General features: G+C 54.9%; 18 protein-coding genes and 1 pseudogene. 4 read left to right on the plus strand and 15 right to left on the minus strand.

Annotated elements, in window-relative coordinates:
* Positions 1–20 precede the first annotated feature (20 nt).
* The 9 genes from DHN60_RS21270 to DHN60_RS21310 form a co-directional block, all read right to left on the minus strand.
* Positions 21–1334, minus strand: a complete 1314-nt coding sequence (locus DHN60_RS21270; RefSeq protein WP_108839319.1) for a c-type cytochrome — start codon at positions 1332–1334, stop codon at positions 21–23.
* Positions 1318–2580, minus strand: coding sequence for a sulfite dehydrogenase (soxC, locus tag DHN60_RS21275; protein ID WP_108839320.1), 1263 nt, complete (start codon positions 2578–2580; stop codon positions 1318–1320). The genes DHN60_RS21270 and soxC overlap by 17 nt, the downstream gene beginning before the upstream one ends.
* An 18-nt stretch (positions 2581–2598) precedes the next feature.
* The gene (gene soxB, locus DHN60_RS21280; RefSeq protein ID WP_108839321.1) at positions 2599–4299 is read right to left on the minus strand and encodes a thiosulfohydrolase SoxB; all 1701 of its coding nucleotides are present in this window, start codon (positions 4297–4299) and stop codon (positions 2599–2601) included.
* A 91-nt stretch (positions 4300–4390) separates the two neighbouring features.
* Positions 4391–5221, minus strand: coding sequence for a sulfur oxidation c-type cytochrome SoxA (gene soxA, locus DHN60_RS21285; RefSeq protein WP_108839322.1), 831 nt, complete (start codon positions 5219–5221; stop codon positions 4391–4393).
* A gap of 56 nt (positions 5222–5277) precedes the next feature.
* Positions 5278–5607: a thiosulfate oxidation carrier complex protein SoxZ gene (gene soxZ, locus DHN60_RS21290; protein WP_108839323.1), complete on the minus strand. Its 330-nt coding sequence runs from the start codon at positions 5605–5607 to the stop codon at positions 5278–5280.
* A gap of 24 nt (positions 5608–5631) precedes the next feature.
* Positions 5632–6054, minus strand: coding sequence for a thiosulfate oxidation carrier protein SoxY (soxY, locus tag DHN60_RS21295; protein WP_108839324.1), 423 nt, complete (start codon positions 6052–6054; stop codon positions 5632–5634).
* A 26-nt stretch (positions 6055–6080) separates the two neighbouring features.
* A complete protein-coding gene (soxX, locus tag DHN60_RS21300) occupies positions 6081–6536 on the minus strand; it encodes a sulfur oxidation c-type cytochrome SoxX (protein WP_108839325.1) in 456 nt (151 codons plus the stop codon).
* A gap of 152 nt (positions 6537–6688) precedes the next feature.
* Entirely contained in the window at positions 6689–7249 is a 561-nt protein-coding gene (locus DHN60_RS21305) for a thioredoxin family protein (RefSeq protein WP_108839326.1), read from the minus strand.
* 18 nt (positions 7250–7267) lie between these two features.
* Positions 7268–8008, minus strand: coding sequence for a cytochrome c biogenesis CcdA family protein (locus DHN60_RS21310; protein ID WP_108839327.1), 741 nt, complete (start codon positions 8006–8008; stop codon positions 7268–7270).
* A gap of 79 nt (positions 8009–8087) precedes the next feature.
* On the opposite strand from DHN60_RS21310, the gene DHN60_RS21315 reads away from it, so the two are divergent.
* The 3 genes from DHN60_RS21315 to DHN60_RS21325 are packed head-to-tail and all read left to right on the plus strand — an operon-like array spanning position 8088 to position 9944.
* Positions 8088–8456 (plus strand): hypothetical protein, encoded by a 369-nt coding sequence (locus DHN60_RS21315; RefSeq protein ID WP_234423740.1) that lies wholly within the window; start codon positions 8088–8090, stop codon positions 8454–8456.
* Between the two features lie 18 nt (positions 8457–8474).
* A complete protein-coding gene (locus DHN60_RS21320; RefSeq protein ID WP_108839335.1) occupies positions 8475–8849 on the plus strand; it encodes a helix-turn-helix transcriptional regulator in 375 nt (124 codons plus the stop codon).
* A 42-nt stretch (positions 8850–8891) separates the two neighbouring features.
* Complete coding sequence (locus DHN60_RS21325) at positions 8892–9944, plus strand: YeeE/YedE family protein (RefSeq protein ID WP_108839328.1); 1053 nt, start codon at positions 8892–8894, stop codon at positions 9942–9944.
* Between the two features lie 752 nt (positions 9945–10696).
* Here DHN60_RS21325 and DHN60_RS21330 read toward each other — a convergent pair.
* From DHN60_RS21330 to DHN60_RS21350, 5 genes are all read right to left on the minus strand, one after another.
* Complete coding sequence (locus DHN60_RS21330) at positions 10697–12355, minus strand: Hint domain-containing protein (RefSeq protein WP_108839329.1); 1659 nt, start codon at positions 12353–12355, stop codon at positions 10697–10699.
* 681 nt (positions 12356–13036) lie between these two features.
* Complete coding sequence (locus DHN60_RS21335; protein WP_108839330.1) at positions 13037–14065, minus strand: Hint domain-containing protein; 1029 nt, start codon at positions 14063–14065, stop codon at positions 13037–13039.
* Between the two features lie 352 nt (positions 14066–14417).
* Positions 14418–16403, minus strand: a complete 1986-nt coding sequence (locus tag DHN60_RS21340) for a DUF1214 domain-containing protein (RefSeq protein WP_108839331.1) — start codon at positions 16401–16403, stop codon at positions 14418–14420.
* Positions 16404–16419: 16 nt separating this feature from the next.
* Complete coding sequence (locus tag DHN60_RS21345; RefSeq protein WP_108839332.1) at positions 16420–16704, minus strand: hypothetical protein; 285 nt, start codon at positions 16702–16704, stop codon at positions 16420–16422.
* A 225-nt stretch (positions 16705–16929) separates the two neighbouring features.
* Positions 16930–18459, minus strand: coding sequence for a DUF1214 domain-containing protein (locus DHN60_RS21350; RefSeq protein WP_199913715.1), 1530 nt, complete (start codon positions 18457–18459; stop codon positions 16930–16932).
* Between the two features lie 81 nt (positions 18460–18540).
* Between DHN60_RS21350 and DHN60_RS21355 the strand changes: the two genes are divergently transcribed.
* The gene (locus DHN60_RS21355; RefSeq protein WP_108839333.1) at positions 18541–19563 is read left to right on the plus strand and encodes an AraC family transcriptional regulator; all 1023 of its coding nucleotides are present in this window, start codon (positions 18541–18543) and stop codon (positions 19561–19563) included.
* 8 nt (positions 19564–19571) lie between these two features.
* Here DHN60_RS21355 and DHN60_RS21360 read toward each other — a convergent pair.
* Positions 19572–19944: pseudogene (locus DHN60_RS21360) on the minus strand (Na/Pi cotransporter family protein); the annotation flags it as partial.

A 19944-nucleotide genomic window follows, 5' to 3' on the forward strand; every position in this document is an offset into this window, starting at 1 on the left:
TTGAAAAGCACGCACCGCGATTACTCCGCGAAGCTCGCCAGATAGGCAGTGATGGCGTCCAGATCCTCATCTTTTTTCAATCCGGCGAAGGCCATCTTGGTGCCTTTCATGTAGGACTTGGGCTTGGCGAGGAATGCTGCCATTTCCTCGGGTGTCCACACTTTGCCTTCCGCGTTGGCCTCGACAAACACGTTCGAATAACCGAAGCCCTCAACCGATCCCATTGTCCGGCCCATTACCCCATTGAGCTGAGGGCCCACCTTGTTCTTGGCTCCGTCACCGACCGCGTGGCAGGCCGAGCATTTGCGGAACACTTTTTCCCCATGCTTTAGCAGCGCGTCACCATCGTCGGCTGCAGCCACTTCGGTCGCTTCTGGAGCAGGTGCTTTGGCGGGTTTCGCCGCCGCTACCGGAATGAACGACGGGCCTGCGGCCGTGAAGGACGGCAAGTCGTCGACTTTGGCCGGGTTCATCACAGAATTCGACCCACCCTCGGGCGGTGTCTCTACCAGGAAGACCGAGCGCATAGTGATCGATACCTCGTCCTTGCAGTTTTCCATGCAAGGTTCCGCGCTCCATTCGGCATATTCCGCCTCTGCACGGTCATCGACGATGAAACCCCCGGCATTGTGCATCTCGACATCCTTGAACGTCTCGTTGCTGAGGACGAAGTCATCATCAACCATGTCGTTAGAATAGAGGATGTAGGCGACAATTGCGTAGGTCTCGTCTGCCGTCAGCGTGCCCGCACCGCCAAAAGGCATCGAACGGTGAACGTAGTCCCACACGGTCGAGAGATAGGGCCAGTAGCTGCCCACGGTCTTGACCGGGTCCTCATCGGCCAGCGTATCGAAACCACCGGCCAACACGGGCCAGTTGTCGACGCCTTCAGCAAAGTCGCCATGGCACGACGCGCAATAATCAACGAAGACCTCTTCGCCGGTCCACACGTCGCCACTGCCCTCAGGTAGACCGCGACCGTCAGGCAAGACGTCCACGTCCCAGGCGGCGATCTCTTCGGCAAGAGCGGCACGGCCCAGTCCATAGCGGCCGTCAATCTGCGGCGCAGGTTCGGTAAGCGTCCCGCCGGCAACCTGCTTGGCTGCAGCGGCTTGGATATCGGCGACCTGCTGCTCCAACTCAGCCGCACGGGCCGCTTCAGCCTTGGCCGTTTCAGCAGCAGAGCTTGCCTGCGTTGACACCTGATTCACCCGCGTTTCGAGCGTATCGATTTTGTCGGCAGCGTAATCACGGTTCATCACGCCAAACGCCACGCCAAGAACAAGGGCCGTCCCGCCCAATGCGGGGATGAGGAGATTAGGAGACTTCGACATTCTCGGCGATCCCTTCTGCGTTCACGTACCAGGTCTGGATACAGTTGTTGTGATAGACGGAGTTTTCGCCGCGCTTTTCGCGCAGCTGCTCTTTGGTCGGCTGGACGTATCCGGTTTCGTCCATTGCGCGCGATTGCAGAAGCATCGGCGCGCCGTCCCAATCCATGTCGAGGTAGAAGCGTGTGAGCGCTTTGGTGTCGCCCTGCTTGCCCAAACGCGCGGTGTCCCAAGTGATCCCACCGTCCTTAGACACATCGACGCGGGTGATCTTGCCATGGCCGGACCATGCAAGGCCCGAAACGACCAGCGGCCCCTTGCCATGGGTGATCGGCATCTGGGGGCTAGGCGACGTGATGACGGATTTTGCGTCCATCTCCCATGTCCATTTGCGCGCCGTGCCGTCCTCCAGCACGTCTGTGTACTTGCTTGTTTCCTCGCGGCTTTCCACGGCCATATCGGTCACTTCAATGCGGCGCAGCCACTTGACCCACATATTGCCTTCCCAGCCCGGCACGACGAGGCGCACCGGATAGCCGTGCTCCATACGTAACGCTTCGCCGTTGGCTTTGAACGCGACAAGAACGTCATCCAGTGCTTTGTCCATCGGGATTGAGCGACCGTTGGAGGACGCATCAGCCCCTTCAACATACACCCATTTGTCCGACGACAAATCCGCGCCCGCCTCTTGCAACAATGCACGCAGAGGCACGCCAGTATATTCCATATTGTGGATCATGCCGTGGGTGAACTGCACGCCGTTCAGCTGTGCACCCGCCCATTCCATACCGGTATTGGCCGCGCACTCACAGAAATAGACGTGGTTTTCGCGCGGGAAACGTTCGAGGTCTTCGTAAGTGAAGACAAGTGGCTGATCGACCAGACCGTTTATCATCAATCGATAGTCCGGTTTCGAAAGTTCGATGGCACCCGAATGGTGCCGCTCAAAGGCGCAGCCCTGTGGCGTGATCGTTCCCTCGAGCGCGTGGATCGGCGTGAAGTTGATCGACGAGATGGGCGAAGCCGTCAGCCATTCCACATTGCGTCGCACCACGTGGGACTCAAAACTGATAGGCATACCGTAGGGTGTCTCGTCCACGCCGACGCCTGTGTAACTGGCCCAGTCCTGCAGCTCTGTGATCAACGGATCGGGCGTGTCCGCCGCAGCCGCCCCGGCAACGCCTCCGGCAGCCAAAGCGGCGGAACCGCGAAGGAAGGCCCGCCGGGATGGTTTGAAGATATCATCCATGTTTGACAATTCCCCTGATTAAACGCCGGTCACGACGACGCTGTTGTTGTCTTGGTTAACGGTCACAGTGCCCATCTTGGCGATGTGGCTTTCCACCACGTCCCAGATTTGCGGCCCTTCGGTGTTTTCATTGACGGAGGCCCAACCGGCCACGACATAGTTACGTGCGGGATCGATTGGTTCGCCCGTGCCCAGCAATGTCATATTGCTGATCCGGCTGCCTTGGGGTTGGCCCACGTCGATGTGGTACCCAAGCCCGCCGGTGCGCACCATGTCCCCGCCCTGCTGGTAATAGGGATCGGGGTTGAAGATATTGTCGGCCACATCCTCCAGCACAACCTTTAGGAATTCGCCCGTCATTTCCGTGCGATAGGCTTTGCCATAGGTCATGGAAGTAACGTTGTAGATATCCTCGCGGGTGATGTCCTGTCCGGGGATCAGCGATGGGCCCCAACGCACACCGGGGCTGAGCGCAATCTCGGCCTCCCGTTCAGACAACAACGCATCACAGATCAGATCATCCCATGTGCCATTGAAGTTTCCGCGACGGTAGAGAAGGCCGTCGGTCTGCCCGATCACCTGGCCCATGTCCGCCTCAAAAGGTGCGCGCTGCTCATCAATCAGCGCGGCCATATCAGCATCGGGAGAAATGACATCGGAGAAAATCGGGATCAGTTTGGACCGATAGCCCATCATCCGACCGTCGCGGATATCAAGGTCGATACGCGTCACAAACTTTCCGTTGGAACCAGAGGGAAAGATCAGCGTTTCGCCAGACAAAACGGGTTCGGGAAGCGCGTCATGCGTATGCCCCGACAGGATCACGTCGATGCCGCTGACGACCGTGGCCATCTTCTTGTCAACGTCAAAGCCGTTGTGGCTGAGGACGACAACGCATTCAGCACCGGCAGCGCGAACTTCGTCCACCATCGCCTGCATGTTCTCATCCCGGATGCCAAAGGCGTATTCGGGGAACATCCAACCGGGGTTGGCGATTGGCATGTAAGGGAACGCCTGTCCGATTACGGCAATCTTGGTGCCGCCGCGTTCGAACATCTTGTAGGGCGGGAAAAGATCTGTTGGCTCGTCCCACTCGGTATCAAATATGTTCTGACCCAAAGCGGCAAAGGGCAGCCCCTCGACCAGTTCGTTCACACGATCGGACCCCAATGTGAACTCCCAGTGGAAGGTCATCGCATCAGGCTCAAGCGCGTTCATTACGTTGACCATGTCCTGACCTAGGGTCTTGAGACAGGTGTAAGAGCCGTGCCATGTGTCGCCCCCATCCAGAAGGATGGCATCGGGACGGTCTGCGCGGATGGCCTTAACCACTGTTGCGACGCGGTCCATCCCGCCGACGCGGCCATAACCTTGTGCAAGCGATGCGAAATCTCCGGAGCTCAGCGCGTAGTGCGAGCGCGAGCCGTCCTCGATCCCGTAGAGTTTGCGGAAATCAGAGCCCGTGACGTGTGGCACCGCCCCCTTGTTGCCGCCAACGCCGATATTCACAGAAGGCTCGCGGAAAAAAATGGGTTTGAGCTGCGCGTGAATGTCCGTGATGTGGATCAGCGAGACATTTCCGAAGGTGTCAAACTCCAGCAACTGGTCCTGGGTCAACGCCTGTTGCGCGGCCAGCCGGGCCCAATTGCCAAAACCAGACGTTCCCAGCAGCGCTGAGGCCGCCATGCCCACTTGCAGAAAGTCCCGACGTGAGATCATGTCCTAACAGTCCCTTAATACATATGCGCATGTTTGAATTCTTGCGCAAAAAAAGAGCCTCACCCCATAAAGAGGCGAGGCCCAAATCAGTTTAGTTGCGTACGGAAGGTGTTTCTACCGACAGACCTTGTCCGCGTGAAGCCAGATACAGCTCCAGTGCCTTGAATTCGGCTCCGCCTTCTTTGAACGGCGTAGCGCGAATGTTTTTCATGCAACCTTTGAAACGACCATGGATCGAATTCAACTTGGCGTTTTTCAGACGGTATGTCGGAAAGCCGTTGATCTGACCCTGGCTGAGGTGATCGGCACGGATCATGACCCCGTAATTATCCTCGTGGCAGTTCGAACAGGACATGTCGAGTTGGCCGACGCGGGTATAGTAGAGTTCTTTGCCTTGCTCCCAGAACGGTGCAGCATCGCCATCAACAGCAACATCCATGGGCATTCCGCGCGACTGAAGACCGATCAGCGCAGTCACCGCCGTCATCTGTCCGCCCGAATACTTCCAGGGTTCTGCACCCATTCGCTCCGTCCGACACTCGTTGACGAGATTTTCCATTGTGACCAGTTCGCCATCATCTACGCGCGGCAGTTGCGTGCGCAGTCCGGCAAAGTCCTCGACATCTTCGTGGCAGGACGAACACGCCTTGTTTTCGGTGCCCTCAACCTTGTCGAACAAGTCGATGCCCTGATCGACGAAGACAAACGCGGGGTTGTCGAAATCGTCAGTTTCCAGCGCTTGCGTCTCACTAGAACGGAAACGCCAACCCGAATAGATCGTGTCGACATTCTCCATGTGTGCAGGCGCCGCTGTCTCCGTGACGAAAGCGTCGCCCTCGATCGAAAGCGTGCTGCTGTCTTGAGCAAAGGCCATGCCTGCAAAGCCGGCCACTGCCACTGTGATCCATGGTTTCAAGTTCATTTTGGTCCCTCCCTGGCTGACCCTGATCGGGCCACACTGGATCGTGTCACTTTTTATTAAGAAACTTCGATCTTCTTGGTTGTCTCATAAACGTCGCCGTCATCGTCGTACCAAGTGAATTTGAATTCGCCGGATTCAGGCACAACCGCCTGGAACTGGAAGTACGGATTGGTTGAAATCGCCGGCTCGAGCGTCACATCGATCACGTTCTGACCGTTAAAGTCGCAGGTAAAGCGATTGATGATCGAGCGCGGGATGACGTTGCCATCAGCGTCTTTGCGCTGACCACTTTCCATCTTGTGGCTGATCAGGGTCTTGATCGTGATCGTATCGCCAGCTGCCGCCGATTTGGGAACCTTGACGCGGGGTTTTACACCAGATGCCATATTTTTTCTCCTCGTCTCTTTGAATCAGCCGCCGCAGCCGCCGATGGTCACTTTCACGTTGGCTTTTGCCATCTGGAACGATCCGTCTTCCATCTTCGCGACGGCAACGATGTTCTGGGTGGCGGCCAAACGAATACGGGTCGAGGCGCTGCGTTCCGCGCTCAGCGGTCCGAAGTTGAAGGTCGCCACGCTGGGAACCGGGTTTCCGTCAGCGTACAGTGTGATCGCGACTGCGCCAGGGGCAGAGACTTCGATCGGCACAGTGTTGCCATTTTCAGCGATTTCAGGCGCTGTAATGGTGATTGCTCCTTCGCCTAGCTCGGCACCACCGGTCAGTTCCGCGATAGCGTCATCGGTCAACGAGGCAAAGGCAGGGAAAGACCCCATCGCCGTCGCCGCCACGCTTGCCGAACTCAGGATCAGCAGATTACGCCGTGTCAGTTTCATGTCATCTCTCCTCGAGTTCCAGGATACTATTGTTCTTTGAGGGTCATCAGGTAGGCGACAACATCCTCAACCTGTTGCGCGGTCAAAATGCTTTTGCCCGCAAAGTCGTCCAGAGGACGGGTATAGCCTTCGTCGATGTAAAAGGCGGGCATGATCGTGCCCTCGAACATCATTTTGGAATTGGTGACGATACCGCGCAGCTCTGCTTCGAGCCACCTATCACCAACGCCGTCCATGGGCGGGCCGACTTCACCGTGAAAGCTCTCCTCGGACAAATCGGCGTTGGTGTGACAGGCTAGGCAATTGCCCAACTTGCGGTTGGCGAACACCTTGCGCCCCTCAACCGGGTCGCCTGTTTGGCCTGTCAAAGATTCTGCGATTGTACCATCGACAAATGAAACAGTTGTCGGCTTCACTTCTTCTGCAACAACGGTCGAAGCAAATAGTGCTGCGGCGGCTGTTAATCCAAATGCGTATTTCATGCACCCTCCCTGGACGATTCTTATGGTCCTTAGCAGGTACACTACCGTACACATTCGCCATTACACAATATCAAATTCAACTACTTGAATTTTTATATCTGTTCGCACCTGCAGCATTCTGCGCAACAATCACTATGCGCTTGCAGCATTGCTTAGCCCTTCTGCGCCTCGAATTTGCGTGCATGGTACTTTTGGAACGGCTCGTCGCCCTCGTAACCCTTTTCAACAACCCAGTTCAGCATGTTGAACGTGGTCCAACGGCCAAAGGCACCCGGCATGTTCGCAACTGCCGCTTGAGTTGCCATCACATCGTCACCCACCTCTTCCGGAAAGAAATAAATGCTGGGCGTGAATAGTGCGCCCCAGCGTTTAACCATATCTTTCTCAGGCAACACTGTCCCGTCAAAATCTGTGACTTCCACGTCGCCAAACATGTTGATCTGGACCACAAAAAAGTTGTCCTCGATGTATTGCCCAATCTCAGGGATCACAAAGACCTCTTCGTGCATCTTCTTGCAGTAGATGCAGCCGCGTTGCTCGATCATGATCATCAGGCGCTTGCCTTCTGCGTTGGCTTCGTCCAGATCTTCGGTCAGGTCCTTGAACGTATCGCGCATCCACGGCGTTTTGTGCAGCCCGTCATCTCCCAGTTCGCCAGCCATTGCTGGAACGGCAAGGCTCAGAGCGATCAGCAGTGCAATCAGTCGAAACATAGTATCCTCCGTTGAATGTCAGCCAATGGCGCTGAACCACGGCACGTGCTCCAGCATCCATTGTGCGATGTAGTTGATGGAATTGGTGGCGATCAGAACCCCGAACAGGACCAGCAACGCCCCCATGATTTTTTCGATCAGTCCAAGATGGCGGCGAAACCGCGCCATGAACCTCATGAACGGCCCGATAAACAGCGCGGCCGCAATGAACGGCAACGTCATGCCCAGACCATAGGTAAAGAGCAGGCTCGCCCCCTGCCCGGCCGTCTCTTGCCCAGCGGCGGTGAACAGGATGGCAGCCAGCACCGGGCCCACGCAGGGCGTCCAGCCAAAGGCAAAGGCCAGCCCGATCACAAACGCACCGAACAGACCCACATTCGAGGTATTCCCCGCATCCGCCCGGAACTGCCGGTACAGAAATCCGATGCGCACAATGCCCAAGAAGTGCAGCCCCATCGCGATGATGATCGCGGCCGCAACCCAGCGCAGAACGTCAAAATACTCGCGCACCATCTGCCCAAAAGCGGTGGCCGTGGCGCCAAGCCCCATGAACACCGTGATCACCCCGAGTGCAAAGCAGCACGCCGCCAGAAACGCACGCATGCGAACGGCGCGCGAGATCTCTGCCTCAGCCGAGATCTGGTTCATGCTGACGCCCGCCAGGTAGCTCAGGTAGAACGGCACAATCGGAAGTATACAAGGTGACAAAAAAGACAGCAGACCTGCCAGCAAAGCGCCCAAATATGTCACATCAAACATGTCTTCGCGGCCCTTTGACTTGAGATATTCACAAATTAGATTATGATGAAGAGTGAACTGCCGTCAATTGGAGTGGGTCGTGAAAACACTGAATGCCTGGCTGGTCGTGGCCCTTCTGGCTCTGCCCCTGCCCGCCTTTGCGCAGACCTATCTGCTGATGGCGGAAGAGGCTGGATGCGCTTGGTGTGCTCGCTGGAACGAAGAAATCTCTCATATCTATCCAAAGACGCCTGAGGGCCAGACCGCCCCTCTCCAACGCTACGATCTGCACGGTGAAGCACCGGATGTCACCTTCGCTCAGAAGGTGCGGTTTACGCCGACGTTCATTCTTATCAAGGACGATGTCGAAGTGGGCCGGATCGAAGGATACCCCGGCGAAGATTTCTTTTGGGGACTCCTCACATTGATGTTTGAACGCGCTGACATTCCCTTGGACAATACGGGCTAGAACGCTATGACGCTTGATATGACAAGTGAACCAACTCCACAGAGCGACACGCCCTCGCGCCTTCCGGTTTTTGACGCCAAAATGTGCGCCGAGGATATGGAAAAGATGATGCGCAACGCGCAGGAAGCCTCAAACTTCCTCAAGGCCATCAGCCACGAAGGCAGATTGATGATCCTGTGCCATCTGGCGTCCGGCGAAAAGTCTGTGACTGAGCTGGAGGATCTTTTGTCTGCCCGACAAGCAGCGGTCTCCCAGCAGCTGTCCCGGTTGCGGCTCGAGGGGCTGGTGAAACCCCGTCGCGACGGCAAGGCGATTTACTACAGCTTGACAGATGACCGACCTCGGCAAATCATGGAAGTGGTCTACGACCTGTTCTGCAGGGACGACGACTGACCGATTGCTGAGCCAGCGATCGGTCCCGGGGGAGAAGCCGAGATGCTGGAATTACTGGGTGAAGCCAACACCGTTGCCTTTATTGGATTGCTGGGCGGCATAGCGCTTGGGCTGGCAGCACGCATTGGCCGCTTCTGCACGCTTGGGGCAATCGAAGACTTCCTCTACGGCTCAGATGATCGGCGCATGCGTATGTGGCTGATTGCCATCGGAGTCGCAATCGTTGGCACCCACATTGCCATCTCTACCGATCTATTTGACTCAGCCGAAGCGGCCTATCTCGACCGGGTGTGGAACCCCTTGGGAACCATCATTGGCGGACTGATGTTCGGTTATGGGATGGCCCTCAGCGGCAATTGTGGCTACGGCGCGCTCGCGCGACTTGGTGGAGGCGATCTGAGATCATTTGTGATCGTGTTGGTGATGGGCTTATCGGCCTATTTCGTCATGTCAGGGCCCCTCGCCCATCTGCGGGTCACTTTGTTCCCGGTCGAAACCGATGCCACGTCGGCTCAGGGTTTTACTCAGCTGTTCGAAGGGTTTGGGGTCGCCCCCCTTGCAACCGGACTGGTGGCTGGAGGGGCCCTTTTGATATGGGCCATCTCGTCCGCAGAAATGCGCCGTTCGCCTGGACATATGTTTTGGGGTGCTGTGGTCGGCCTCGCCATCGTATCCGGATGGATTGGTACTTACTGGGTCGCCATGGCCGGGTTCGAGGCTGAGCCAATCGAAACCCACACCTTTGCCGCCCCGGTTGGCGATACGATTTTCTATTCGATGACAGCGTCCGGCAATGCCCTATCATTCAGCGTAGGGTCTGTGTTGGGTGTGGTGATCGGCGCAGCCCTCGGTTCTTATTCCAAGGGCCACTTTCGCTGGGAAGCCTGCGAAGATCCACGCGAATTGCGCCGTCAGATCATGGGCGCCGCGATCATGGGGCCTGGGGCCATCCTTGCCGTTGGTTGCAGCGTTGGCCAAGGCATCTCTGCATTTTCGGTCTTGGCGTTCAGTGCTCCCCTGGCCTTCCTGGCGATCTTCGTCGGAGCAGCTGTGGGGCTGAAACAATTGATCACCGGCTTCGCGCCTGCGGAATAGACTTCTGAAGGCAAGCGCGCGCATTCAAACCTTGTTTCACCTTTGATCGCTTTAATTCGTTAGATACCTATCTGTGGTGCGTGGCTGACTGTGATAGGCATCAAAGCCGGTTTTTGGGGACTGCTTTAGAGATCGATTTAAAACGATGTGTCAGATGCGGGTATCGTCCATCGCAGACCCCACACCGATATTTGGCGGAAAATCAAAAGAACTTGGCCGACATTCACAAGGCAACCGGGCAAATCACCCTCATATGTGGTGTGGTTAGACGGACTGGTTCAATGGTTGTTTTTTGGGTGGGGGTGTCTGTCTGATCACGAGGCGCGGAGACGGCAAATCCCCCAGATTTTTTTGCCGCCCGCGCCTCAACCTCCAACCAAATTCAAGAAGCCTGATATGACACTGGAATAGAAAACTTCCAGAAAAATACTCAAAATCTAACAGCGCCAAGCAGCCACTCCCTAAATACAGGAATTTCAACGCGTTCAGCGGCGGGACCCCGTGCTCGGACATTCAGCTGTTCGCAGCGGTCGTTGGACCAAAGGGTCTGGAACCTCTGCTTTGAGCCCAGAGTGGACAAAACCCGCCAAACAAAGGGTTCAAGGGCAAGGATGACACATATGGCTTATGGTAGATGGCCAAAATGGATAACCGCCCAACAATGCGACGATCCAAATCTGGGCTGTGACCATCCATGTTTTGGAAACATGGCGGATCGGCCATTATCCGCAGACATCGTTCCCGCTCCAAGCTTAGTTCGTGATTGCCCTAGCCAGATGGCCACGTAACTCTTCGCGGGCACTTTCGTACACGTGAGACTGCTCATGCGCCAACTCAGGAAACAGCTCAAATAGCTCTTTACGGTGTGGCGCGCTTAGTCCTGCTACAGTTCGGGCAACAGGTTGAAAACTCTCGGCCTCAATACCGTCAGCGTAAACGATCTCGTGGTTTTCAAACGCCATATGGATATAGGTCACATCCTCAGTTGGCCTTTCTTCCGTAATGGTTTTGTCGTTGCAGAGCGTAAACGCTGGAACCAAAACGCCTCCCGGATTTCCAAACAACATCTCAGCGCGCCAGTCCCGAACCAAAATACGGTGTTGGCGGGAAACCCGCATGTCTCGCTCAGGTGTCTGAGGGCCCAGTGCATCTTTGCGGATGAGGATTGGCCGCAACCGTTTGTTGACGGAGGCATAAGACCCCGACACGGTCGTCGATCCAATCCATTTGATGGTTTGCGCGCCGTGATCACGGGTGACAACACGGTCACCAGCCTTCAAGTTTTGAATTGGAACATCACCGGCGAGGGTCCGAATAAGGGTGCCGGGCGTGAAACAAACCACAATGGTTAGATTGTGTTCGGTTTCGATTGTTTGTTCTGCTGAACCCGGCGGCGTATCGGGCGGGTCGCCCGGATCGGCCGCAAAGACAGAAGTGACTGTAACCGTTACGTCCTGACCTGCAGCAAAAACAGGGTCAATGGGGAAAAGTGAAATATCAATGGCCGTAGGTGTCTGAATCACGTTTGGATCGTCTGCCTCCAAAACAATCGTTTGCGTGATGGGGTTGCCATCGGCGTCAAAGCCTTCGATCTCGATCTCAAATCTGAGGAATTCAGTGTCCGTCAATGGCTCGACAATAACGTCCAGCAATTCATCCGTGCTGAGCACCTGAGTCGCGCCGCCGGTATTGTCCAACTGATTTAGCGCAAAGAGACTACTGGCCGAGCCCAGACCGATCCCATTGATCGCCGCTCCCCAATCAGTTTCCAGTTCTGCCGCAGCATCTTGGATTGGGGTCGTCGTTTCACCGTCCGGCACCAGCGATTGCGAGAAGGGCACCGGAAAACCATCCGACAGGAAAACCACCAAGTTCGTATGAGTGGCGGGATCCGCATCGATGGCGGTAAACGCATCGCCTGCTGCTTCTAGCCCAGCGACATAGTTGGTTGTCCCGTTTGATCCGTCAGCGTCAATAGCCTCCAGTGCTTGAATAAACTCGTCGCGTTCATCCAGCGTGAAATTGCCTCGCACCTCGGCCGTTGGGCCATAAGTGACCAGAGAGATATCGATCTCGCTGGCGTCGTATCCAGCTGCAATATACTCGTCATAAAGATTAAGCGCTGCGATCAACTCGGCCTCAAGGATGGTTTCGTCTGTGCCATCTCCGTCGAAATCCGTCCCGGAACTGTTCGAGGATGATCCGGATGTGTCGATCACAATCGCAATGTTTACCTGCGCTTCCACATTGGAGTTGGTCAAGTTCACAGACAAACAAAACTCGTCCTCTCCCAAACCGCCATTGTCAGTGGTGGACAGGGTCGATGTTTGAACAAGCGACTCAGGGTTGTTTGACGTGGGATTAATCACCTGGGTTTCTGTGGCGACATCGTTGTTTCCTGTTGCAGGCATTTTCGTCTCCCAAACACTTTTAACGCAGAACCATTGCACAAATTGCCCGCTGATTTTTTTGCCGAGAGCCTTTTTTCTGCATCGTTAGGTTTATCAACTGTTAACGATACCCAATCTAAGGTGTGATTGTTTGAAGACTGGATACAAAAAATCAAGAAACGGGTTATATATCAGCGCTTTACGCGGGACGCATCGTTCAATGCAATCTTGCTGCTGTCAATGTAAAAATTGACGAGCCCGGGTCTCTTGTTTGATCGTCTAACTACACTCAGGGCTCTTTCCTGCTCGCAGCGATTGGCGCCAATACGGGCAACGGCTGCTTCTTCCGCAACTGAGATATTTGCCATTGACGCGTCGAATGGACGGTTTGGATCCTATTGACTTGGTTGACTGGCAACGACCGCTTTGAGGCATCCGCGCTGTGCTGCTGCACTTCACTGGCCGGATGGGGTCGACACGAGATTTATAGGTTTCGCAGCGAATGATCGGTTAAAGCCCAATGTAGACACAAACTCACACCAATTTCGTAAATGCACTGACGCCGTCGCCCCAAATGTTTGATGCGACGCCGCTAGAAATGAGCATATGAGGTCCCTACCGCAGCAAAGCTCGGAGGGATTTCTACTGAGTTGTGAATAAAGACCACTGCCTTCAAATTTCTTTCTGCTCGTTGCGATTTGACTACCAGTTTAACAGTTTAGCCTCGTGTTTTTTCAAGACTGGGTAGGCAAGTGACGATGGAATTTTTGTCACCATTGCGGCTTCAGTTGAAAAAATCTTTTGGAATTCAGCGTTGGTCTTGAGCGCCGAACCTGAGATGGTCCATTCGCTTGGAAGAAGAGTCTCCGCCGACAGGCCACTTGCATTTACGATGTAGTGATCTTCAAGAAGGATGTGGTGATAGCTAACCGCATCCAGTTCCGCATCAATAGTGATGTCGCGCCCATTAACCAGATGTTTTGCCGCCACGAGAACTCCCGAAACGCCGAAATTCAGTTCATTCAATTTGCTGTCACAGTGCACACGATGCTGCTGTGACAACAGAACATCCCGCGTCGGTCGACTGTGTCCGAGACTACCTGCCTTGAATTTAACAGGGCGCAGGTGGTTTCTGCCCGGATGATCCAGCTTGACCATTGATCCACCTGTCCAAAGGACCGGCTTTGGCCCGCTTAAGGTAGACACGATTTGTCCAACTTGCAGGTCTTCGACTGGAACCGGACCTCTTGGAGTTTCGAGGAGGGTGCCAGCTACAAAACAGGGCGGTGGTACGGGTTCAAGGTTATCCGGTGGCGGGCTGGTCTCCCAAGGTGGCCCGTTAGAATACCATGGTCCATCCCCGGGAGCGTAGTTGCCATCGCCGGGACTGATCGAAATCCCATCACCGGGACCTCCGATGAGGTCAAAATCGTTATCCTTTCCCCAGCCCACGACATCGACAACCGACAGGGTATCATCTGTGAGTATTAGTGCATCTCGCTGCCCTGACGGAGAGTCCAGTGGACCCAAGACCTGGCGATAGTAGATAAAGCCGTCGTCAGGATCCGAAACATAAGGCATTGATGTTTCTACACGGGTAATTTGGACGGGAGCTGATCCGTTTCCGGATTGCCCATAACTTACCAGAAACCAGCCCAACAAATCTTCCTCGGGCAAAGCTCGGATGAAGACCTCACCCGTGTCGATGTTGAATGTGCTTATTTCAGCCATTTGATCCACTTTTTAGAGGATGGGTAACGTACAAAATTGAGACAAATCCGTCAAACTTGTGCTCTTTTTGTTTTGTCCCGCAAAGCAAAGACTGGGCCAAAGCGGCCTCTCAGTCTTGGTGATTTTCATGACGCATGTATCAGGCTGCGCTGTCCGTGCGGCAGCCATTGCCACCGGACACCGCGAAGGTCAACTTCGTTTCCTAACCAACGATTGGTGAACGAAAGTATGCGCGTGGGCTGCGAGGTTTACTATCTCAGCGGACTGCATCAGAAAGTGGAAGTGCAACTCTCAAAACGCCGAAATACAACTGCCTCGCCGACAAATTCGGCGAGGCAAATGCATAAGGTCATCATTCCACCAGTTCGAAGTCTCCTGGTTTCCAGCTTTTCTCGAACCAGGGCTCCAATGGGCCGTAGAGGCGCATCATAGCGTTGAAGCTTCTGCCTGGCGCGGTTTGTGCCCAATTGTTTTCCCAACCCTCCGGTGCCTCGGGGCCAAAGTAAATGGTGTAGCTGCCATCGTCATTCGCCTTGATCCCTTCGCGGTTTGAATCGATGCCGCCCGATTGTTGATCGGTTTCGAGGATCGAACGGGTCTGTCCGCTGTAGAGCATGAATGACCAGAAGTTCTTTGCGGGGACCGGCGCAGGCAGCGTGACTTTGTACGTCTTGGAGCCATCCAGATATGCGCCATCCTTGTCGCGCGCGGTCATCGCATAAACAGAGCCAGACCCAACCGGCGGTGCTGTCATAGCTGGCGTTATGCCCGTCGCCATGTAGAAAAAGTATGTCCGGTCATCCAGAATACGCGCTCCATCTTGCAAGAACTCGTAACTCTGGCGCTGGAATGGCGAGTTCCATTGGCGATCTTCGTAAAAGAACACTCCTGGATCACGCGAAGCATAAGTGATGGAACGGGCAGTCGCATTCGCAATTGCCGCAGCCTCTTTGAAAATACCTTTCATCCGAGCGTCTGGCTCGAATGGCTCATCCTTTTTGATGCCGATGGATGCAAAGTTGCCAACGATCTCCGGCGCAAAGGCACCGACAGGATTGTTTTCCAGCGCCACATGGATCTCTTCAAAGAAATCTTCGTTATTGGCGTGAACAGTGTTGTGCTGCGTGCCTGACATATTGATGAAAGTCTCAGCAGGTGGATTTGCGGCTTCGGCGAGTGGATAGACATTCAAGCCCGCTTTGATCTCGGCAACGGGTCCCGCTGTGTCCCCATCTGGACCGGACGAACGCCGCAACAGCAACCAATGCTCATTTGCTTTCGTCCGCAGCTCAAAATACCCCTCCGGCACGACTGTTTTATCGTCATTGTGCAGCAGTAGGTATTTGCCGCCTTCACCTTTGTCGGCGCCAAGGGCACCGATGTCGGCAACGTAATCAAAGGCCGCATCGTCGAGCAAACCAAGCAGACCGCCAGGTACCTCAATAACCATTGGGCCTTGAGCAATATCAACATTGGCGCCGATGTAGATGGTCGTCGTGTTCGGCGTCAGCCAGATCGACCGCGCATCCAAGAGCGTTTCCGCGATCAGGACGTCGTTGGGTTGCGCACCCAAGCTTTCGTACCCTTGAAACATGCCCCGAAGGGAAGCGATTTTCATGCCATCAAGGAAAGCGGTGGTCGCTCTCATGAGGTCAAGATTGTCGAAGGTTTTCTCGACTGTGTCGGCAGAGGGCATCCCGTCAAAGAATTCCAATGTGCCAAGTGTTTCGGTTTCAACCCGATCAGGCGTCAGAACATTCTCGGGTACCTGGGCTGCAAACTTGGCGTTTGACTGCGCGGGCAGAGCAACTGCGTCTTCACTGGCGTTCCCTTGCTCCATCAATTCTTCGTCCAGAAGGACGAATTCAACGCGCCTATTCAGCGCGCGGCCTTCGTCGGACAGGTTCGACGCGACAGGTGCAATTGGGCCTGCACCCATCGCGACCAGCCGATCTTCAGCCACATTGTATGGCGCGGCCATCAACGCAGCGCGAACAGCTGCTGCGCGGCGCTGTCCCAAATCCACATTGTAGCCAAATTCGCCCACAGAATCCGTGTGTCCAACAATGGCGATGCGCATTTCCGGCAATGTCGCCATGGCGCTGGCGAGTTTGAACAATACCTCTGGTGACGTCCCGCTAAGATCTGCACTGTCTGTTTCAAAGAAACCGCCGCTCATCGAAACGCGTCCGTCTTCGCGCAAGGCGGCCAAAACCGCTTCATTTGTCAGCTCACCAATCGCGCGGGCACGTTCTTGCCCGAATGGCGATTGAGCTGTCACAGGACCAGCGTTGACCGCCAGTGCCATTGCCGTCATCGTGTATTTGAGATGCTTCATCGTAGTTCCTTTTGGTTTATCGGTTGATGCGCGCCGCTGGGCCGCGCATCAGGGTGTAGGGAATGGCGCAAAGGAGGCCGGCCATCAAAACGGCTTGGACGATCCGGATGTTGCCGCCAGTTGCGTATTGGAAGGCACAGTCCAGAACAAAGGCCATCACCATGACTTTGCCTAAAGAGGTCCACGCAGAAACCAACGTTTGCCGTCGTTCATTTCGCCCGCTCATCAACGCGCGCAGATAAGGTGTCGCATTTGAGGCCGCGTCCTTGCGGCCATCTCTGATCGCAAAAAGCAATGCCATTGTCGGCTGCTATAAAAGTCTGAGGCTGAACGGGCCGTTCAGACGTTCGTTGAGATGTGTGCCAATGTCGGGGTCCACGGGTCTATCGTTTCATTGATCAGATTTGAGAACTGTGACACTCGTTAAAGGAGACGGGTCCAAGACACCTGCAGCGCGAGGTAAGATGCTGAGATGTCCCGATACCGCCGCACATACTGAAGCCAGGATAGGCATCAGCCGGTCAGGTCAATTCACCTTTTCAACGTCCGGCAATTGCCAGCCGCTTTCGATCCATCCCTCTGTTGGGCCATACAAACGGAACAGGAAAAAATATGGTTCCGTCGTTGGAACCCAGTTACTTTCCTGCCCTTCCGGTGCTTCGGGACCGAAATAGATATCATATGATCCGTCTTCGTTGACCTGCATCGTATCTGCATCCCTCGAAGACAGACCGACGGGGTTGACGTTGCGAATGAAACTTTTCGTTTCCATCGAGTAGACGATGATAGACCAGAAGTCTTCGGCAGGTGTGTCGGCAGGCACGTTAAGCTTGTAGGTGGCGTTATGGTCATAATCTTCGCCATCCTTGTCGCGCAGGCCCGTTAGGTAAAAGGTCCCTCCCCCAAGGTTCTTGGGTAGATACGTGATCCAGAAATAACTGCCGCCCGCACGGTCATCGATAAGAATTTCGGTATCTGTCTCATAAGGAAAACCAAGTTCGGCCTGCCCTTCGGCAAAGTCCCAGATAAGCCATTGTTTTTGGGGTTCGCCTTTGTCGTTCACCCAAAGCGGAACAGTCGCTAGTCCCGGCTCAACAAAATAGCGCTGCATAGAGGCATACGCCAGAACCAGCCCTTCGTTCATAGCCTCGACCTGACGTTCGGTCGGCTCAAAGGGCTTGCCCTTTTCAATTCCCAGGTCCTTCAGAAAGTTCACCATGATCTTGTCTTGCGGTCGGATCGGGTTGTTCTGAACGTAGTCGTTCAAGTCCTCGAAATAGGAATGGTTGTAGTAAGGAAGCGAGTCGTAGGGGACTTCCGAGGCTTCGTGGTAGGTGTTCGTCGGGGGATTGTCGGCTTCGGACAAGTAGTAAATCTTGATCGTTTTGGCGTATTCCGCCGCATCCGCATCCGTGGCCCCATTGTACAATCTGGGGCGGAAAGAGAACCCGTATTCAAAGGTGTCCGTTTCAAAGGGCAAGTATCCGGCGCTTATTAAATCTTCCATCGACATTTCGCCGTCGTAGCCGGGCGGGAGCATCAGGTACTTTCCTCCCTCTCCCTTGTCATGGCCATCAGGCCCAACATCGGCAATCGGTACATCCCAGGCATTCACAATCGTTCCGACGTAACTGACGTTGTCCGTCGCAGCCGGAACCTCGATGACAAGTGGGCCGGGTTCAGATGTCATGGAAGACCATGCATATGCGGTCACGTCATTGGCTGTCAGAAAACCATGTTTGGAATCGAACGGTTTGTTGAGATAGGCAATATCGTTGTAGTCGCCGCCAAGATCGCGCCGGATACCCTTGAGAAAATCGACCATCCCTGCGGCAGGCATCCCCCAGATGGCGGTCTGAGTGGCCCGCTGCACCATGATTTTGTACTCGATATCATCAACTTCAGCGGACCGAGCCAGAATGTCGCCGGTGTCATTGAAGGATTGCGACAGGGCGGGCGTAATTGCGACCGTCATCCCAAATGCAACGGCCAATAAGTGCTTTAGCAAGCCCTCGCCGAATACGTGACGCTTCTTGGTCATAGTGGATCCCCCCATTCAAACTCTCCCTTGGTTGCACATCCGCGAACGGATTGCGTATCATTTCACGACAACGCGTTGAACTTTGGAAAGAACCCTATGGCATTTCCGGCGATGATTTCGGCCAAGGCACTGGGCGCCATGCCTCAGTTTGTGCTGGAGGTTGCCGGCGAAAAGAGACTTGCAAAAGCTCTGGATGCTGCCGACCTGCCATTTCAATTCATTGACGAGCGCTCGGGTTATATCTCAGAACACTCTCTGGCGACGTTCATGCAAGAATCTGCACGCGCGGCCGGGCAGCAAAACATCGGGTTACTCTGGGCGCCCTTCCTGACTGTCGCTGACTATGGGGTATGGGGACAATATGTTCTGACAGCCCCGAACCTGCACGCCGCGTTAACCCGTGCATCGTCGGTGATGCCATTTCACTCGTCCACAGATCGCGCGTGGCTTGAGACGCAGGGCGACACATCACGCTATTTGTACGCATTCGGACTACAGTCGCATGAGGCATATGCCGACATCGGATTTTCAGCGATTGGCGTTTTCCTGAGCATTTTCCGCGCCTATCTTGGACCATCCTGGAGCCCATCGGCAGTCTTGCTGGATTTCCCGAAGGTACCAAGTGCACAAGACACCGAAGACACGTTTCAGTGCCCGGTTATTTGGAACGCCACTCAGCTCGGTGTCGTCTTTCACAGTTCATGCTTGAGCGTGCCTGCCAATCACCCGGCATCAAATTCAATACCAACAACCGTTCAGGATATTGCCCGGGAACGTCTTGGGGGGCCGCCAAAAACCTTTCGCGACCAAGTTGCCGAGATCACTCGGCTACAGCTTTCCAGCCACGAAGTTTCAATAGAAACGGTGGCTCGCTCCGTCGATCTTGGGGTTCGCACGTTGCAACGCAAACTTGAGACCGAAGGCACGCGGTTCCGAGACATCGTGAACGAAGTGTGCATCGAACGGGCGGCAGAATTGCTGGCACTTCGATCCGAAACGATTTCCGGAATTGCGACGGCCTTGGGATATGAGACGGCCAACAACTTCAGCCGTGCGTTCAAGAACGCGCGGGGCATGTCTCCAACTGAATTCCGCAAGAGCCAAGACGTTCGAAGCTGACGTCGCCCCTAAGCGAGGCGGCTCTTTAACAAATCCCCGGATTTCTGAAGGATTGGATGGCCCACCATTGAGAACGCGGTGTTGACCTGCTTCAGCGCCCGGAGAGTTTCCTGGTGAATATTGCTGGTCTCGATACTTTCGACGAGCCCTTCGCGCAGACGACCGATATGGCTGCGCTGCAATTTTTGCTCGACTTTACGCACCTTTTCCTTGGCCGCGACCAACTCGCGTGCCTCGGCCGGGTTCTGGTTCATCATTACATTCAGGGCAAGCTGAACGTTGCTTTGGACACGGTCTGAAAAATCACGGATTTCTTCACGTCCCTGTGGAGAGAATTGCAGTTTTTGCATGTCCAGACGTCTGGCCAACTCAAGCATGATC

The organism is Tateyamaria sp. Alg231-49 (assembly GCF_900143535.1).
In the GTDB taxonomy this organism is placed as follows: domain Bacteria; phylum Pseudomonadota; class Alphaproteobacteria; order Rhodobacterales; family Rhodobacteraceae; genus Tateyamaria.

Coding starts and splice junctions, on each gene's coding strand:
- DHN60_RS21305 (WP_108839326.1), bottom strand. CDS start 7,249: ATGTTTCGACTGATTGCACTGCTGATCGCTCTGAGCCTTGCCGTTCCA.
- DHN60_RS21350 (WP_199913715.1), bottom strand. CDS start 18,459: ATGGGGGGATCCACTATGACCAAGAAGCGTCACGTATTCGGCGAGGGC.
- soxX (WP_108839325.1), bottom strand. CDS start 6,536: ATGAAATACGCATTTGGATTAACAGCCGCCGCAGCACTATTTGCTTCG.
- soxZ (WP_108839323.1), bottom strand. CDS start 5,607: ATGGCATCTGGTGTAAAACCCCGCGTCAAGGTTCCCAAATCGGCGGCA.
- DHN60_RS21310 (WP_108839327.1), bottom strand. CDS start 8,008: ATGTTTGATGTGACATATTTGGGCGCTTTGCTGGCAGGTCTGCTGTCT.
- DHN60_RS21270 (WP_108839319.1), bottom strand. CDS start 1,334: ATGTCGAAGTCTCCTAATCTCCTCATCCCCGCATTGGGCGGGACGGCC.
- soxY (WP_108839324.1), bottom strand. CDS start 6,054: ATGAAACTGACACGGCGTAATCTGCTGATCCTGAGTTCGGCAAGCGTG.
- DHN60_RS21325 (WP_108839328.1), top strand. CDS start 8,892: ATGCTGGAATTACTGGGTGAAGCCAACACCGTTGCCTTTATTGGATTG.
- DHN60_RS21320 (WP_108839335.1), top strand. CDS start 8,475: ATGACAAGTGAACCAACTCCACAGAGCGACACGCCCTCGCGCCTTCCG.
- DHN60_RS21330 (WP_108839329.1), bottom strand. CDS start 12,355: ATGCCTGCAACAGGAAACAACGATGTCGCCACAGAAACCCAGGTGATT.
- DHN60_RS21335 (WP_108839330.1), bottom strand. CDS start 14,065: ATGGCTGAAATAAGCACATTCAACATCGACACGGGTGAGGTCTTCATC.
- soxA (WP_108839322.1), bottom strand. CDS start 5,221: ATGAACTTGAAACCATGGATCACAGTGGCAGTGGCCGGCTTTGCAGGC.
- DHN60_RS21340 (WP_108839331.1), bottom strand. CDS start 16,403: ATGAAGCATCTCAAATACACGATGACGGCAATGGCACTGGCGGTCAAC.
- soxC (WP_108839320.1), bottom strand. CDS start 2,580: ATGGATGATATCTTCAAACCATCCCGGCGGGCCTTCCTTCGCGGTTCC.
- DHN60_RS21355 (WP_108839333.1), top strand. CDS start 18,541: ATGGCATTTCCGGCGATGATTTCGGCCAAGGCACTGGGCGCCATGCCT.
- DHN60_RS21345 (WP_108839332.1), bottom strand. CDS start 16,704: ATGGCATTGCTTTTTGCGATCAGAGATGGCCGCAAGGACGCGGCCTCA.
- soxB (WP_108839321.1), bottom strand. CDS start 4,299: ATGATCTCACGTCGGGACTTTCTGCAAGTGGGCATGGCGGCCTCAGCG.